This window comes from Actinomadura flavalba DSM 45200 (genome assembly GCF_000374305.1).
GTDB classification, from domain to species: domain Bacteria; phylum Actinomycetota; class Actinomycetes; order Streptosporangiales; family Streptosporangiaceae; genus Spirillospora; species Spirillospora flavalba.
In genome coordinates this window covers 87,606-101,304 of record NZ_KB894104.1, presented here as the reverse complement: position 1 = coordinate 101,304, position 13,699 = coordinate 87,606, and the positions used below count along the sequence as shown (strand labels likewise).

The following is a 13,699-nucleotide window of genomic DNA, read 5'->3' as shown; positions in this document are numbered from 1 at the left end:
CGATGACCGAACCCGACAAGACGCCGGACGCCGGTCCGGCACGGCCCGCACCCATCAAGGCCGTGCCGGTCCGGCACCCGGGCCGCTGGATCTCGGTGGCGGTCCTGGCCGTGCTCGCGGCCATGTTCGTCCACATGCTGCTCACGAACGACAAGTTCGGCTGGGCGTTCATGGTGGACAACATGTTCCGGCCCCCGGTCATCGAGGGGCTGCTGCGCGGCACGATCCTGCTCACGGTCCTCGGCATGGTCATCGGCGTGTCGCTGGGCGTCGTCGTCGCGGTCATGCGGCTGTCGCCGAACCCGGTGCTGTCCGGCACGGCGTGGCTGTACACGTGGTTCTTCCGCGCCGTGCCGCGCATCGTGCTGCTGGTCCTGTTCGGGAACCTCGGCATCCTGTACCAGTCGTACGGGCTCGGAATCCCGTTCGACGAGCAGATCGCGGACCTGTTCGGCGTCTCGTTCGACGGCCGCTTCCTGGAGGTCGAGGCGCGGTCGCTGCTGACGCCGTTCATCGCGGCGCTGCTCGGGCTGGCGCTGTCGGAGTCGGCGTACATGGCGGAGATCGTGCGGGCGGGCATCCAGTCCGTCGATCCGGGCCAGTCCGAGGCGGCGCAGGCGCTCGGCATGTCGCGGACGCAGATCATGCGCCGCGTCGTGCTGCCGCAGGCGATGCGGGTCATCATCCCGCCGACCGGCAACGAGACGATCGCGCTGCTCAAGGACACGGCGCTGGTCGCGTTCGTCCCGCTCAGCGTCGAGCTGTTCTTCCAGCTAGAAGCGGTCGGGAAGCGGACGTTCCAGGTGTTCCCGATGTACGTCTCGGCCTGCCTGTGGTACCTGGCGCTGACCAGCGTGCTCATGGTGGGGCAGTACTTCCTGGAGCGGCGGTTCGGACGCGGCGTCGCCGTCTCCGGGCGGACGCGGCCGAGGATCTTCACGGCGGGGAGCGGGCGATGAGCGAGACCGCGGGGCCGATGGTGCGGTCCGAGCAGGTGCACAAGAGCTTCGGGCGGCTGGAGGTGCTGAAGGGCATCGACCTGGAGGTCGCGCAGGGCGAGGTGATGTGCCTGATCGGGCCGTCCGGTTCGGGCAAGTCGACGTTCCTGCGGTGCATCAACCACCTGGAGAAGATCGACGCCGGGCGGCTCTGGGTGAACGGGCATCTCGTCGGCTACCGCCAGAAGGGCGACAAGCTGTACGAGCTGCGGGACCGCGAGGTGTCCGCGCAGCGCCGCGAGATCGGCATGGTGTTCCAGCGGTTCAACCTGTTCCCGCACATGACGGCGCTGGAGAACGTCATGGAGGCGCCCGTCCGGGTCAAGCGGACGCCGAAGGCGCGGGCGCGCGAGCGGGCCGGGGCGCTGCTGGAGAGCGTCGGGCTCGGGGACAAGGTGCGCACGTACCCCTCGGCGCTGTCGGGCGGGCAGCAGCAGCGCGTCGCCATCGCCCGCGCGCTGGCGATGGAGCCGTCGCTGATGCTGTTCGACGAGCCGACGTCCGCGCTCGACCCCGAGCTGGTCGGTGAGGTGCTGGACGTCATGAAGCGGCTCGCGCTCGACGGCATGACGATGATCGTCGTCACCCACGAGATCGGCTTCGCCCGCGAGGTCGGTGACTCGCTGGTCTTCATGGACGGCGGCGTCGTCGTGGAGAAGGGCGTCCCGCGCGACGTCATCGCGGACCCGAAGCACGAGCGCACGCGGAGCTTCCTGTCCAAGGTGCTGTGAGACCGTAGCCCCATGTTCGCTGTCACGGCGTCGCGATTCGACGCAGCCGACCCCCTGTCCGGTCTCACGCTGGGCGAGCGGCCCGACCCGGCCCCGCCCGAGGGGTGGACCACCGTCACGGTGAAGGCCGCCGCGCTCAACCACCACGACCTGTGGTCGCTCCAGGGCGTGGGGCTGCGGGAGGAGCAGCTTCCGATGGTCCTCGGCTGCGACGCCGCGGGCGTCGACGAGGACGGCAACGAGGTCATCGTGCACGCCGTCATCGGTGATCCCGGGGCCGGGTTCGGCGACGAGACCCTCGACCCCAAGCGCACGCTGCTGTCGGAGAAGCACGACGGCACGCTCGCGGAGAAGGTCGCGGTGCCGCGCCGCAACCTGGTGCCAAAGCCCGCCGAGCTGTCGTTCGAGGAGGCCGCCTGCCTGCCGACGGCGTGGCTGACCGCCTACCGGATGCTGTTCACCAAGGCGGACGTGGCGCCGGGCGGGACCGTACTCGTGCAGGGCGCGGGCGGCGGCGTCGCCACCGCCGCCATCGCGCTCGGCGCGGCGGCGGGCCTGCGCGTCTACGCCACCAGCCGTTCCCAGGACAAGCGCGACCGCGCCCTCGAACTCGGCGCGCACGCCGCGCTGGAGTCCGGCGCCCGCCTGCCCGAGCGGGTGGACGCCGTCATCGAGACGGTCGGTGAGGCGACCTGGTCGCACTCGCTGAAGTCGCTGCGCCCCGGCGGGCGCGTGGTCGTCGTCGGCTCGACCAGCGGTCAGGCGCCGTCGGCCGAACTCCAGCGGATGTTCTTCCTCCAGCTCTCGGTCATCGGCTCCACGATGGGCACCCGCGACGAACTCGACCGTCTCGCCCGCTTCCTGGTCACCACGGGCGTCCGGCCGCAGATCGACCGCGTCCTCCCGCTCCGCGAGGCCCGGGAGGGTTTCGCGGCGATGCGGGAGGGCGACCTGTTCGGCAAGATCGTCTTCACGCCCTGACGGCTCAGCCGCCCTGGGACAGGTCGTCGTGCAGGCGGCTGCGGGTCTCGTCGAGGTGGTGTTCGAGGCGGGCCAGGGCGGCGTCGGTGAGGCCCGCGTCGGTGACGGTCGTGCGGACGTCGTCGAGGAACGTGCTCAGCAGGCGTTCCAGGTGGAGGCGGGTGGGGTCGGGACGGGCGCCGGTGGCGGTGCGCCACGCCTCGTCCCAGTTGCGGCGCCACTCGTCCTTCCACACCGACGCCTGGTCGCGCCAGTGGTCGCGCTGGCGGCGGAACTCGTCCTTGGTGGTGTCGGTGGCGTCGCGCCAGGCGTCCTTGGCGGTCCCGGCGGTGTCCTGGAACGCCTCGCGGCCGGTGCGGGCGGTGCCGCGCAGGGCCTCGCGGGTGGCCTCGGCGGTGTCGTGCCAGGCGTCGCGCCCGGCGGTGGTGGCGTCCTGCCAGGCGTCCTTCCCGGCGTCGGTGCTGTCGCTCCAGGCACCCTTGGCCGACTCGCTCGACCCGCGCCACGCCTCCGACGACGCCGCGCGTCCCTGCTTGCGGACGGTCCGCGCCGCCTGCGACAGCTCCTCCCGCAGCGAACGCACCGTCTGCCGCACGTCCTGCTGGACATCGCGGGCGATCTGCTGCGCCGACGCCGTCAGCTCGTCCTCCAGGTCGGCCAGCTCCTCCTCGCGGCGCGCGAGTTCGGCGCGGCCCGCGTCGGTGATCGAGTAGATCTTCTTGCCCGCCGCGATCTCGTGCGTGACGAGGCCCTCGGACTCCAGCCGTGACAGGCGGGGGTAGATCGTGCCGGGGGAGGGCGAGTAGACGCCCATGAAGCGGTCCTGGAGGAGCCGGATCACCTCGTAGCCGTGGCGGGGGCTCTCCTCCAGGAGCTTCAGCAGGTACAGGCGCAGGCGGCCGTGGCCGAAGACGGGACTCAACGGGGGCTCTCCGATCCGGGGACGGTGATCTGCGGTTCGTCGGGGCGGCCCAGCAGCGCGACGGCGCCGGACACGGTCGTGACCGACAGCCGGCCGGAACCGTCGCCGATCGTGCCGCTGATGTTCTTCATCATGCCGACGTTCTGCCGGTGCAGTTCCGCGAACGAGGTGCTGAGCGACCCGGCGGCCGAGTTCAGCGCGACGGTCGCGCCGGTGCTCTCCGGGACGCGCAGCGCGATCTCGCCGGAGACGGCGTGGACGTCGACGGCGGCCGGACCGGCGAGGTCGACGTCGGCGGCGACGCGGCCGCTGACGGTGCGGGCCGCGAGCCGCTGCACGGTGCCCCCGGCGAGCGCCAGGTCGCCCGAGACGGACGTGAACGACACGGCGCCGTCGACGGCCAGCGCCTCGACCGCGCCGGACACGGTGTTGACGTCCACGTCGCCGTCGATGCCGTCGAGCGTGACCGTGCCGGACGCGGTGCGGATCGAGGCGCGCGCGCCGAGCCCCGCGACGACGGCCTCGGCCGACACCAGGGTGAGCGAGACGGGGCACTCGCGCGGCACGGTGACGGTGACGTCCGCGCGGACCTTCTGCTGCCGCAGCCAGCCGAACACGCCCTCGATCATCTTCTCGTGGGACACGCTGAGCAGGCCCGCCTCGTGCGTGACGATCAGCGGCGGCCCGCTCAGCTCGTGCACGACGACGGACGGCGCGGCCGCGCCGTCGGCGACGAGCACCGAGACGGTCCCGGCGATGAGCGTCACCCGTAGCGACACCACGCCGTCGAACTCCAGACTGCCCGGTTCGTCCACCGTCCATCGGCCCACGCGACCCACCTCCGTCAGGGAAAGCCTACCGGGAACACGATATGTCGCGTCTCGGTAAAGTCAAGATGTATCGCGTCTTGGCTCGTTAGAGGAAGTCGACCAGCCGGGACAGGCCGTCGCCGCCGTGGCCCGCCTTGACGGCGCGGCGCAGGAGCTCGGCGTGGGGATCGAGGAGAGCGGTGGAGACCCCCGCGTCGCGGGCGGTGCCGAGCAGGTTGGGCAGGGCGGCGAGGTTGGTGGCGAGGGTGGAGACGTCGGTGGCGTGCTCGTCCCGGTCGAGCGCGGCGGCGTCCTGGTCCACGGAGGCGAGCATCGCGGCCAGCCAGTCCCGGACGAGCGGCGCCGACTCGGCGGCCGGGACGCCCTCGGTGCGCAGCAGCGCGAACGCCTGGAAGACGCCGCCGAACATGCCGTACATCGCGCTGAGCAGGGCGACGTCGTACAGCGACGCGCGGCCGGGGTCGGTGCCGAGGTACCGGGCGGCGCCGAGGACGCCGAGCGTGCCGGCGTGCCCGTCGAACGCCTCCCGCGCGCCGCTGTAGAGGACCAGCGAGCCCTCGGTGCCGATCATCGGCGGGACGGCCATGATGCCGCCGTCCAGGTAGGCGGCGCCGCGCGCCCGGACGGCGTCGGCCATCGCCCGCGCCTGACGCGGCGTGCCGTTGGTGAGGTTGACGACCGTGCGGGCGGCGAGGGCGTCGCCCGCCGCGTCCAGGACGTCGTCGACGTTCGCGTACACCGACACGCAGATGAGCACGAGCGGGCTCGCCGTGACGGCCTCGGTGACCGTCGCGGCGCGGTGCGCGCCGTCCGGAACGGGGCGGTCCGAGCGGTTCCACACGGTCGTGGGGTGTCCGGCGCGGACGAGGGCGGCGGCGAGGGCCGCGCCCATGTTGCCGAGGCCGATGACGGTGACGGGTGTCATGATCGTTCTCCTTCGGTGGACGGTGCCCCCACTCTGCGGCGCGGGGGTTCGGGTCTCCTTCGGGTGCGCTTACGGTGTGACCATGCGTTTCGGGGTGCTCGGCCCGCTGGAGGTCCGGACGGACGCCGGGAAGCCGGTCCGCGTCCGCGACCGCAAGGTCCGCGCGCTGCTGGCCGACCTGCTCGCGCACGGCGGCGCGACCGTCCCCGCCGCCCGCCTCATCGACGACCTGTGGGGCGCCGCTCTCCCCGCCGACCCCGCCGCGACGCTCCAGGCCCGCGTCTCCCAGCTCCGCCGCGCCCTGGACGACGCCGAGCCCGGCGCCCGCGCCCTCGTCGCGTCCCGCCCGCCCGGCTACGCCCTCGCGGCCCGCACCGACGCCGCCGCCTTCACCGACCTGGTCGCGCGCGGCGCGCACGCCGAGGCGCTGGCGCTGTGGCGCGGCGAACCGTACGAGGAGTTCGCCGACGAGCCCTTCACGGCCGCCGAGCGCGCCCGTCTGACCGACCTGTACCTGACCGCCGCCGAACGGCACCCCTCCCTGGACCTGGCACCGCTCGTCGCCGCGCATCCGCTCCGCGAGAGCCTCGCCGCCGCGCACCTCCGCGCCCTCGCCGCGTCCGGCCGCCGCGCCGACGCCCTCACCGCCTACGAGACGCTGCGCCGCCACCTGCGCGACACCCTGGGCGTCGACCCGAGCCCGCCGCTCCGGGCACTGCACGCCGCCCTCCTGCGCCAAGACGAGGCGGCGGCCGTACGGGGAGCGCCGGTGGCGGTCAGCTCGCTGGTGGGGCGGGACGGGCTCGTCGCCGAGGTGCGCGCGATGGTGGACGCCGGACCGCTGGTGACCCTCGCCGGGGCGGGCGGGGTCGGCAAGACGCGGGTGGCGATGGCCGTCGCCGGGGCGGTGGGGGCGCACTGGGCCGATCTCGTGCCGCTGTCGGCGGGCGCCTCGGGCGGGGACCTGCGGACGCTGCTCGCGCGCACACTCGGGCTGCGTGACGAACCCGGGCGGGACGCCGTGGCGGCGGCGCTGCGCGGACGGGTCCTGGTGCTGGACAACTGCGAGCACGTGCTCGACGCCGTCGCGGCGGTCGTCCCGGGGCTGCTGCGCGGCGGCGTCACCGTGCTCGCCACGTCGCGGGAACCGCTCGGCGTCGAGGGCGAGCGGGTGCGTCCCGTCCCGCCGCTCGCGCCGGACGACGCGGGTGCGCTGTTCCGCGAGCGCGCCGCCGCCGCGGCACCGGGCTTCGACGCCGAACCCGGCGTCGTCGCGCTGATCTGCCGCCGCCTGGACGGGCTGCCGCTCGCGCTCGAACTCGCCGCGTCGCGCGTCCGGGGCCTGTCGGCGGAGGATCTCGCGGCCCGCCTGGACGACCGGTTCGCGCTGCTGTCGGCGGGCCGCCGCGACGCGCCCGCCCGGCAGCGCACGCTGCGCGCCGTCCTGGACTGGAGCTGGGAGCCGCTGCCCGAGCCGGAACGCGCGGCGCTGCGGCGGCTGGCCGTGCACGCGGGCGGCTGCACGCTGGACGCCGCCGAACGGGTCGGCGGCGCCACGGCGGACGTTCTGGCGCGCCTCGTGGACCGCTCGCTCGTCGTGCACGCCGACGGGCGGTACCGGCTGCTGGAGTCGGTCGCCGCGTACGCGCTGGAGCGCCTGCGCGAGGCGGGCGAGGAGGACGCCACCCGCGCCCGCCACCGCGCGTACTACGCGGATCTCGCCGCACAGGCCGACCGGGGCCTGCGCGGCCCCGGCCAGGGCCGCTGGCTCCGCCGCCTCGACGCCGAGGCGGGCAACCTCGCGGCCCTGCGCGACGTGGAACCGCTCTGCTGGTACTGGTTCCTGCGCGGACGCGTCCGCGCGGCCCGCACCGCCCTCACCGAACCGAAGACCGCCCGCCAAGTGGTCTGGGCACTGGCCTTCGCCCTCCTGGACGCCGACGCAGAGGACGCGCACGGCGACCGGACGTCGCCGGGGCGGGGGGTTGAGCGCGGGGGCGCGGCCGGACGTCGGGCGGGGCGGGTCGCGGCGGCGCTGGCGGGGGTCGCGGACGCCGACCGGGCGTGGGCGCTGTGGCTGCTGGCGTCGGTGCGCAGCGCCTACGGTGACACCGGCGCGGTGGCCGAGGACGCCGGGCGGGCGCTGGAGGCGTTCACCGCGTCGGGCGACCGATGGGGGACGGCCGCCGCGCACACGCTGCTCGCCGCGCAGGCGCACATGTCCGGCGAACTGGCCGAGGCCGCCCGGCACGGGGAGCAGGGCGCGGCGCTGTTCGCCGACGTCGGGGACGGCTGGGGCCGCATGCAGGCGACCGAGACGCTGGCCGCCCTGGCCGAGACGACCGGCGACTACCCGCGCGCCGCCCGCCTCCACGAGGAGGCCGTGACCATCGCCGGGGACCTGGACCTGCCGCTGGAGCGCGCCGACCGGCTGGCCCGGCTCGGCCGCGTCGCGCTGCTCACCGGCGACGGCGCCCGCGCCGACGACCTGCACCGCCGCGCCGCCGCCCTGGCCGCCGCGCACGGCGACGTCCGGCGCGAACACTTCGCAGACGTCGGCCTGGCCCTGGCCGCCCGCCGCCGCGGCGACCTGGACACCGCCGAGACGATCCTGACCCGCTGGCTGCCCTGGTGCCGCGCCATCGACGGCCGCCACGGCCTCGCCCTGCTGCTCGCGGAACTCGGCTACGTCGCGGAACAGCGCGGCGACACCGACCGCGCGGGCGACCTGCACCGGGAGGGCCTGGCGACCGCCCGCGCCACCGGCAACCCGCGCGCCGTCGCGCTCGCCCGGGAGGGTCTGGCCGCCGTCGCCGCACGCACCGGCCATCCCGAAGAGGCCCGCCGCCTCCTGGCCGCCGCCGCCCGCGCCCGCGCCGCGTCCGGGGCGCCGCTGCCCCCGGCGGAACGCCACGACGTCGACCGCACCCTGGCCCGCCTCGCGCGAGGCGGGCCAGGGCCGGATCAGCGCAGGTCGAGTCCCACCAGGACCGGGTCGTGGTCGGACGAGCGGTAGGCGTCGGGGCGGTAGAGGCCCGGCGGGTTGTACTCGGTGTTGTAGTCGAGGATCAGCGGTTCGTCGGCGTTGATGTGCCAGATCGTCGCGCCGGAGACCTTCCGGGTGAGGCCGCCGCCCGCCAGGACGTGGTCGAGTTCGCCGGACTGCCCGTCGAAGACGTAGCTGTACCGGTCGGCCGGACGGACGTACCGCTCGGTCTGCGAGACGAACCCGGCCGCCTTGAGGATCTTCACCGGGTCCTCGGCGGCGTAGGCGTTGAGGTCACCGAGGACCAGCGGGTTCGGGACCGACGCCGCGAGGTCGCGCAGCGCCGTGGCCTGCGCGACGCGGCGCGCGTTGTAGCAGCCCTGCCCGTCGCCCTGGTCGGCGTCGCCGCCGGTGGCGTCCGTGCAGCCCTTGGACTTCAGGTGGTTGACCAGCAGCGTGAACGGCGTCCCGCCCGCGACGGGCGCGAACGTCTGCACCAGCGGCGGACGGTCGTACACCGGGTCGTCCGACGAGATCGCGTCGCCCTGCGGGCGCACCTTCGCGGTCTTGTAGATCGCCGCGACGTGGATCTGGTCGTCACCCGGATACGGGTGCCGCACCCACGCGTACGTGCCCGCGCCGACCGCCGCGTTCAGCGCCTCCACCAGCGCGCCGATCGCCGTGTCGCCGTTGTTCTCGACCTCCATGAGGCCGACGACGTCGGCGTCCAGCCCGCGCAGGGCCGCGACGAGCTTGGCGAGCTGCCGGTCGCGCTCGGCCTCGGTCGTCGCGCCGCGCGAGCGCAGCGTCGTGAACCAGTTGAGCGTGTTGAAGCTCGCGACCTTCACGTTGCCGCGCACGGCGGCGGGCCGGGCCGGACGCGCGTTCAGCGGGGCGAACGTGACCTTGCGGGTCGGCTGGAGCCGGTGCAGGCCGAACGCCTCGCTGACGACGCCGGTGACCCCGGCGGTCACGTCCCCGATCCGCACCGCGCGCGGCGCGGTGAACGGCACGGACGCGGGGTTCTGCACGGTGGAGCCGTCGTCGAGCAGCAGCCGGCGCGCGTTGTTGGCGGCCTGCGTCACGCCCGGCCGGCCGTCGGTCGGCTGGTAGAGCCGTCCGCCCGCCGCGAGCGTCACTTCGCCGTAGCGGCCGAGCTGGTAGGTCTCGGTGGCGGTGAGCGGCTGGAGGAACGTGGTCAGGACGCCCTCGTACCGCTCCAGCGTCACGCCGGGCGGCAGCGGCAGGCGGACGGGCGCGGGCCGGATCGAGCCCCGCCCGCACGCGTCGACGGCGGTCGGCGTGATCTGCGTGGCGCCGCTGTACTCCGACACGCGGCCGGTGACGCGGACGCGGTCGCCGGGGGCGACCGGCTGCGTGCCGTAGACGAAGATCCCGTCGGAGGTGGCGGGGTCGCGGTCGGGGGTCGGGTCCTGGACGAAGAAACCCTTGAGCTGGTCGGCGTTCTGGAAGTCGCCGGTGACGACGCCCTCGACGCGGACGGTCTGCCCGGCGAGCGGCGTCGCGGCGCCGGCGCCCTGGACGTCGGCGATCTGGTGCGTGACGGGGTCGCCGCACGCGGCGGGGGCCGCCTGGGCGGGGACGGCTCCGGCGGCGAGACCCGCCGCCAGCGCCCCGGCGATCACTACGGCTCTGAGCTGCATGATCAGGAGGGTAAGCCGCACCGAGTGCCCGGGGGTGTCGCGTTGGCGAAGTCTCCACCAACATGTAACGGTCGAGGAGCGATGCCCGCGAAAATGAGTTGAACGAGACGGATCGTCTCGTTATGGTGGGCCGCATGACTCGCTCCCACATCGCCATGGTCAGCACGCCGTTCCCCGGGCACGTCAACCCCGGTCTGGAGGTCGTGCGCGAGCTGGCGGCGCGCGGACACCGGGTGACGTACGCCAACGACCCCGCCTACGCCGAGCGCATCGCCGCCACCGGCGCCGAACCGCTCCCCGTCCCCTCCACGATCCTCGGCAAGGAGGAGTGGCCCGACGACGCGGTGGGCGCGATGGACGTCTTCCTCACCGACGCGATCGCGATGCTGCCGCGCCTGCGCGAGCTGTACGCGAACGACCGCCCCGACGTCTTCCTCTACGACATCACCGGCTACGCCGCCCGCGCCCTCGCGCTGAACCTCGGCGTGCCGTCCGTGCAGCTCTCCCCGTCGGCCGTCGCCTGGGACGGCTACGCCGACGACATGGCCGACGCGCTCAAGGACATGCACGAGACGCCGCAGGGCCACGCGTTCCAGGCCAAGTTCACCGGCTGGCTGGCCGACAACGGCATCGTCATGGACGACTTCCTGGAGTTCGGCGGCCTGCCCGACCGGGGCCTGGTCCTCATCCCGCGCGCCATGCAGCCCAACGCCGACCGCGTCGACACCGGGCGGTTCACGTTCGTCGGGCCGTGCCTGCCCGTGCGCGAGACCGAGACGTGGACGCGGCCCGCCGACGCCGGGAACGTCCTGCTCGTCTCGCTCGGTTCGTCCTACACCGACGTGCCCGACTTCTACCGCGCCTGCCTGGCCGCCTACGGCGACCTGCCCGGATGGCACGTCGTCCTCCAGATCGGCGGCCGCGTGGACGAGGCCGCGCTCGGGCCGATCCCGGCGAACGTCGAGGTGCACCGCTGGGTGCCGCAGCGCGACATCCTGCGCCAGGCCGACGCGTTCGTCACGCACGCGGGCAGCGGCGGCTGCAACGAGGGGCTGGTCTCGGGCGTCCCGATGATCGCGGTGCCGCAGGCCGTCGACCAGTTCATGAACGCCGACCGGCTCGTGGAACTGGGCGTCGCGCGGCGGCTCGACTCCGCGACGGCCACGCCGGACGAGCTGCGCGCCGCGCTCACCGACCTCACCGCCGACCCGGCCGTCGCCGCCCGGCTCGCCGCGCTCCGGGAGGAGACGCGCGCGGAGGGCGGCACCCGGCGCGCGGCCGACCTCATCGAGGAACTGGTGCCGTGACCTGGCGTCCGTCATGGCGCGGGTCAGGTGCGAAGCCGGTGATGGGACGGTTTCCGGCCGGTCATCGGAGCGCGGGAATGTCAGAGGTTCGCGCGAGAATGGAGCCATGACCGAGACACCCGCCGCCGCGGCCGAGATCGCCGACCAGGCCGCGTACGCCGCCGCCGTCCAGACCGCCGTCGCCGCGTCCGCCGCCTACTACGGCGCGGGCGACTCCACCCTCGACGACGACGCCTTCGACCGGCTCGTCCGGGGCATCGCCGCCTACGAGGAGGCGCACCCCGGGCACGTGCTGGCCGAGTCGCCGGTCGGGAAGGTGGCCGGGGGAGCGGTCGTCGGGGACGTCCCGCACACGGTGCCGATGCTCTCGCTCGACAACGTGTTCTCGCCCGACGACCTGGTGTCGTGGGCGGCGGGCCTGGAACGGCGGATCGGGCGGCCGGTCGCGCGGTGGAGCGTCGAACCCAAGCTCGACGGGCTGGCGATCTCCGCGCGGTACCGGGGCGGGCGGCTCGTCCAGCTCGTCACGCGCGGCGACGGCACCGCCGGTGAGGACGTCTCGCACGCCATCGGGCTCGTGCGCGGCCTGCCCGACCGGCTCACCGAACCCGTCACGGTCGAGCTGCGCGGCGAGGTGCTGATGACGCACGCGCAGTTCGAGGCGGCCACCACCGCGCGCACCGAGGCGGGCGGCACCCCGTTCGCCAACCCGCGCAGCGCGGCGGCCGGGTCGCTGCGCACGCGCGAGCGCACGTACGCGGTCGAGATGACGTTCTTCGCCTACGGTGCGCTGCCGCTGGGCGAGGCGCTGCCCGCGCACGACCTCCCGCACAGCGAGATCATGACGTGGGTCGCCGCGCTCGGCGCCGCCACCACCGACTCCACGCCCGTCGCGGGCACCACCTGCGCGTCGGTGCGGGAGATCCAGGCCCGCGTCGACGCGATCGCCGCGCTGCGCGCCGAGCTGGCGTTCGGCATCGACGGCATCGTCGTCAAGGCCGACCACTCCGCCGACCAGCGCGACGCCGGGCTGTCCTCGCGCGCGCCGCGCTGGGCCGTCGCCTACAAGCTCCCCGCCACCGAGAAGATCACCAAGCTGGTCGGGGTGGAGTGGAACGTCGGGCGCACCGGCGTCATCGCGCCGCGCGCCGTGCTGGAGCCCGTCGAGGTCGACGGCTCGGTCATCACCTACGCCACGCTGCACAACGCCGCCGACATCGCCCGCCGCGACCTGCGCGTCGGCGACCACGTCACCGTGTACAAGGCCGGCGACGTGATCCCGCGCGTGGAGGCGCCCGTCGTGCACCTGCGCACCGGCGACGAGCAGCCCATTCCCGCGCCGGAGTGCTGCCCGCGCTGCGGCGACGCCATCGACGACTCCCAGCAGCGGTGGCGGTGCGTGCGCGGGCGCGGGTGCCACGCGGTCGCGTCCGTCCGATACGCGGTCGGCCGCGACCAGCTCGACATCGAGGGCCTCGGTGAGAAGATCATCGACCAGCTCGTCGCGGCCGGGCTCATCACCGACTTCGCCGACCTGTTCACCCTCACCCGCGACGACCTGCTCACCCTCGACCGCATGGGCGAGACCAGCACCGACAACCTTCTCGCCGCCTTCGACGCCGCACGCCGCAAGCCGCTGAACAAGGTCTTCTGCGCGCTCGGCATCCGGGGCACCGGGCGGTCCATGTCCCGCCGCATCGCCCGCCACTTCGGCACCATGGACGAGATCCGCGCCGCCGACGCCGACGCGTTCCAGGAGGTCGAGGGCGTCGGCCCCGAGCGCGCCGCGCTCCTCACCGCCGAGATCGCCGACCTGGACGCCCTCATCGGCAGGCTCGCCGCCGCGGGGCTGACGATGACCGAACCGGGCACCGTCCCGCGCTCCGCCCGCCTGGCCGCCGAGGCCGAGGCCGCCGAAGCCGCCGCCGAACCGGGCGAGGCGACCCCCGCCGAAGCGGACGCCGACCTGCCGCTGGCGGGCCTGTCCGTCGTCGTCACCGGCTCCATGACGGGCCCTCTAGCGGCCCTCACCCGCAACGAGGTCAACGAACTGGTCGAACGCGCGGGAGGCCGCGCCGCGTCCTCGGTCTCCGCCCGCACCTCCCTGCTCGTCGCGGGTGAGAAAGCGGGTTCCAAGCGCACCAAGGCCGAGTCCCTCGACGTCGAGATCGTCACCCCGGAAGAGTTCGCCGCCCGCGTCGCGGCCTACCTCTGACGGTTTCGGTCTGACCTGCCTCGCGTAAAGGGAGAAGTAAGGCGGGGGAAACGCGGCGGGGGGCGTTCTCCTTTCGCGTCCACACCTGGCCGCGTGGCGTTCCGGCGGTGGCGGGCCGGACGGTCGCCGCGCGGCGACCG

Annotated in this window: 10 protein-coding genes; 6 read left to right on the top strand and 4 right to left on the bottom strand. The window is 74.4% G+C overall.

The window, feature by feature from the left end; translation table 11 throughout:
- Positions 1 to 2: 2 nt before the first annotated feature.
- From C229_RS0127595 to C229_RS0127585, 3 genes are read left to right on the top strand one after another with little or no spacing between them, the layout of a single operon-like run.
- A complete protein-coding gene (locus tag C229_RS0127595) occupies positions 3 to 959 on the top strand; it encodes an amino acid ABC transporter permease (RefSeq protein WP_018658362.1) in 957 nt (318 codons plus the stop codon).
- Positions 956 to 1,729 (top strand): amino acid ABC transporter ATP-binding protein, encoded by a 774-nt coding sequence (locus tag C229_RS0127590; protein WP_018658361.1) that lies wholly within the window; start codon positions 956 to 958, stop codon positions 1,727 to 1,729. Before C229_RS0127595 ends, C229_RS0127590 begins: the two co-directional genes overlap by 4 nt.
- A 12-nt stretch (positions 1,730 to 1,741) precedes the next feature.
- Positions 1,742 to 2,710 carry a zinc-binding dehydrogenase gene (locus tag C229_RS0127585; RefSeq protein WP_018658360.1) on the top strand — a complete coding sequence of 323 codons (969 nt, stop codon included), beginning with the start codon at positions 1,742 to 1,744 and terminating at the stop codon, positions 2,708 to 2,710.
- Positions 2,711 to 2,714: 4 nt separating this feature from the next.
- Here the strand turns inward: C229_RS0127585 and C229_RS0127580 are convergent, their stop codons facing one another.
- From C229_RS0127580 to C229_RS0127570, 3 genes are all read right to left on the bottom strand, one after another.
- Complete coding sequence (locus C229_RS0127580) at positions 2,715 to 3,632, bottom strand: PadR family transcriptional regulator (RefSeq protein WP_018658359.1); 918 nt, start codon at positions 3,630 to 3,632, stop codon at positions 2,715 to 2,717.
- The gene (locus C229_RS0127575) at positions 3,629 to 4,462 is read right to left on the bottom strand and encodes a DUF4097 family beta strand repeat-containing protein (protein WP_026314216.1); all 834 of its coding nucleotides are present in this window, start codon (positions 4,460 to 4,462) and stop codon (positions 3,629 to 3,631) included. The genes C229_RS0127580 and C229_RS0127575 overlap by 4 nt, the downstream gene beginning before the upstream one ends.
- Before the next feature lie 85 nt (positions 4,463 to 4,547).
- Complete coding sequence (locus C229_RS0127570) at positions 4,548 to 5,387, bottom strand: NAD(P)-dependent oxidoreductase (RefSeq protein WP_018658357.1); 840 nt, start codon at positions 5,385 to 5,387, stop codon at positions 4,548 to 4,550.
- Between the two features lie 82 nt (positions 5,388 to 5,469).
- Here C229_RS0127570 and C229_RS0127565 point away from each other — a divergent pair, with 82 nt between their 5' ends.
- Positions 5,470 to 8,403, top strand: coding sequence for an AfsR/SARP family transcriptional regulator (locus C229_RS0127565; protein ID WP_018658356.1), 2,934 nt, complete (start codon positions 5,470 to 5,472; stop codon positions 8,401 to 8,403).
- Here C229_RS0127565 and C229_RS0127560 read toward each other — a convergent pair.
- Positions 8,352 to 10,037, bottom strand: coding sequence for an ExeM/NucH family extracellular endonuclease (locus C229_RS0127560; RefSeq protein ID WP_026314215.1), 1,686 nt, complete (start codon positions 10,035 to 10,037; stop codon positions 8,352 to 8,354). The two genes, C229_RS0127565 and C229_RS0127560, sit on opposite strands and share 52 nt — an antisense overlap.
- Positions 10,038 to 10,159: 122 nt before the next feature.
- On the opposite strand from C229_RS0127560, the gene C229_RS0127555 reads away from it, so the two are divergent.
- Together C229_RS0127555 and ligA are read left to right on the top strand one after the other, a co-directional pair.
- On the top strand, positions 10,160 to 11,344 hold the full coding sequence (locus C229_RS0127555) for a macrolide family glycosyltransferase (RefSeq protein ID WP_018658354.1): 1,185 nt from the start codon (positions 10,160 to 10,162) through the stop codon (positions 11,342 to 11,344).
- A gap of 106 nt (positions 11,345 to 11,450) precedes the next feature.
- Positions 11,451 to 13,559, top strand: coding sequence for an NAD-dependent DNA ligase LigA (ligA, locus tag C229_RS0127550; protein WP_018658353.1), 2,109 nt, complete (start codon positions 11,451 to 11,453; stop codon positions 13,557 to 13,559).
- The last annotated feature ends 140 nt before the right edge of the window (positions 13,560 to 13,699 follow it).

Bases quoted from the DNA above. Each gene is read 5' to 3' on its own strand.
- C229_RS0127595 (WP_018658362.1), top strand. From the start codon at position 3: ATGACCGAACCCGACAAGACGCCGGACGCCGGTCCGGCACGGCCCGCA.
- C229_RS0127590 (WP_018658361.1), top strand. From the start codon at position 956: ATGAGCGAGACCGCGGGGCCGATGGTGCGGTCCGAGCAGGTGCACAAG.
- C229_RS0127585 (WP_018658360.1), top strand. From the start codon at position 1,742: ATGTTCGCTGTCACGGCGTCGCGATTCGACGCAGCCGACCCCCTGTCC.
- C229_RS0127570 (WP_018658357.1), bottom strand. From the start codon at position 5,387: ATGACACCCGTCACCGTCATCGGCCTCGGCAACATGGGCGCGGCCCTC.
- C229_RS0127565 (WP_018658356.1), top strand. From the start codon at position 5,470: ATGCGTTTCGGGGTGCTCGGCCCGCTGGAGGTCCGGACGGACGCCGGG.
- C229_RS0127560 (WP_026314215.1), bottom strand. From the start codon at position 10,037: ATGCAGCTCAGAGCCGTAGTGATCGCCGGGGCGCTGGCGGCGGGTCTC.
- C229_RS0127555 (WP_018658354.1), top strand. From the start codon at position 10,160: ATGGTGGGCCGCATGACTCGCTCCCACATCGCCATGGTCAGCACGCCG.
- ligA (WP_018658353.1), top strand. From the start codon at position 11,451: ATGACCGAGACACCCGCCGCCGCGGCCGAGATCGCCGACCAGGCCGCG.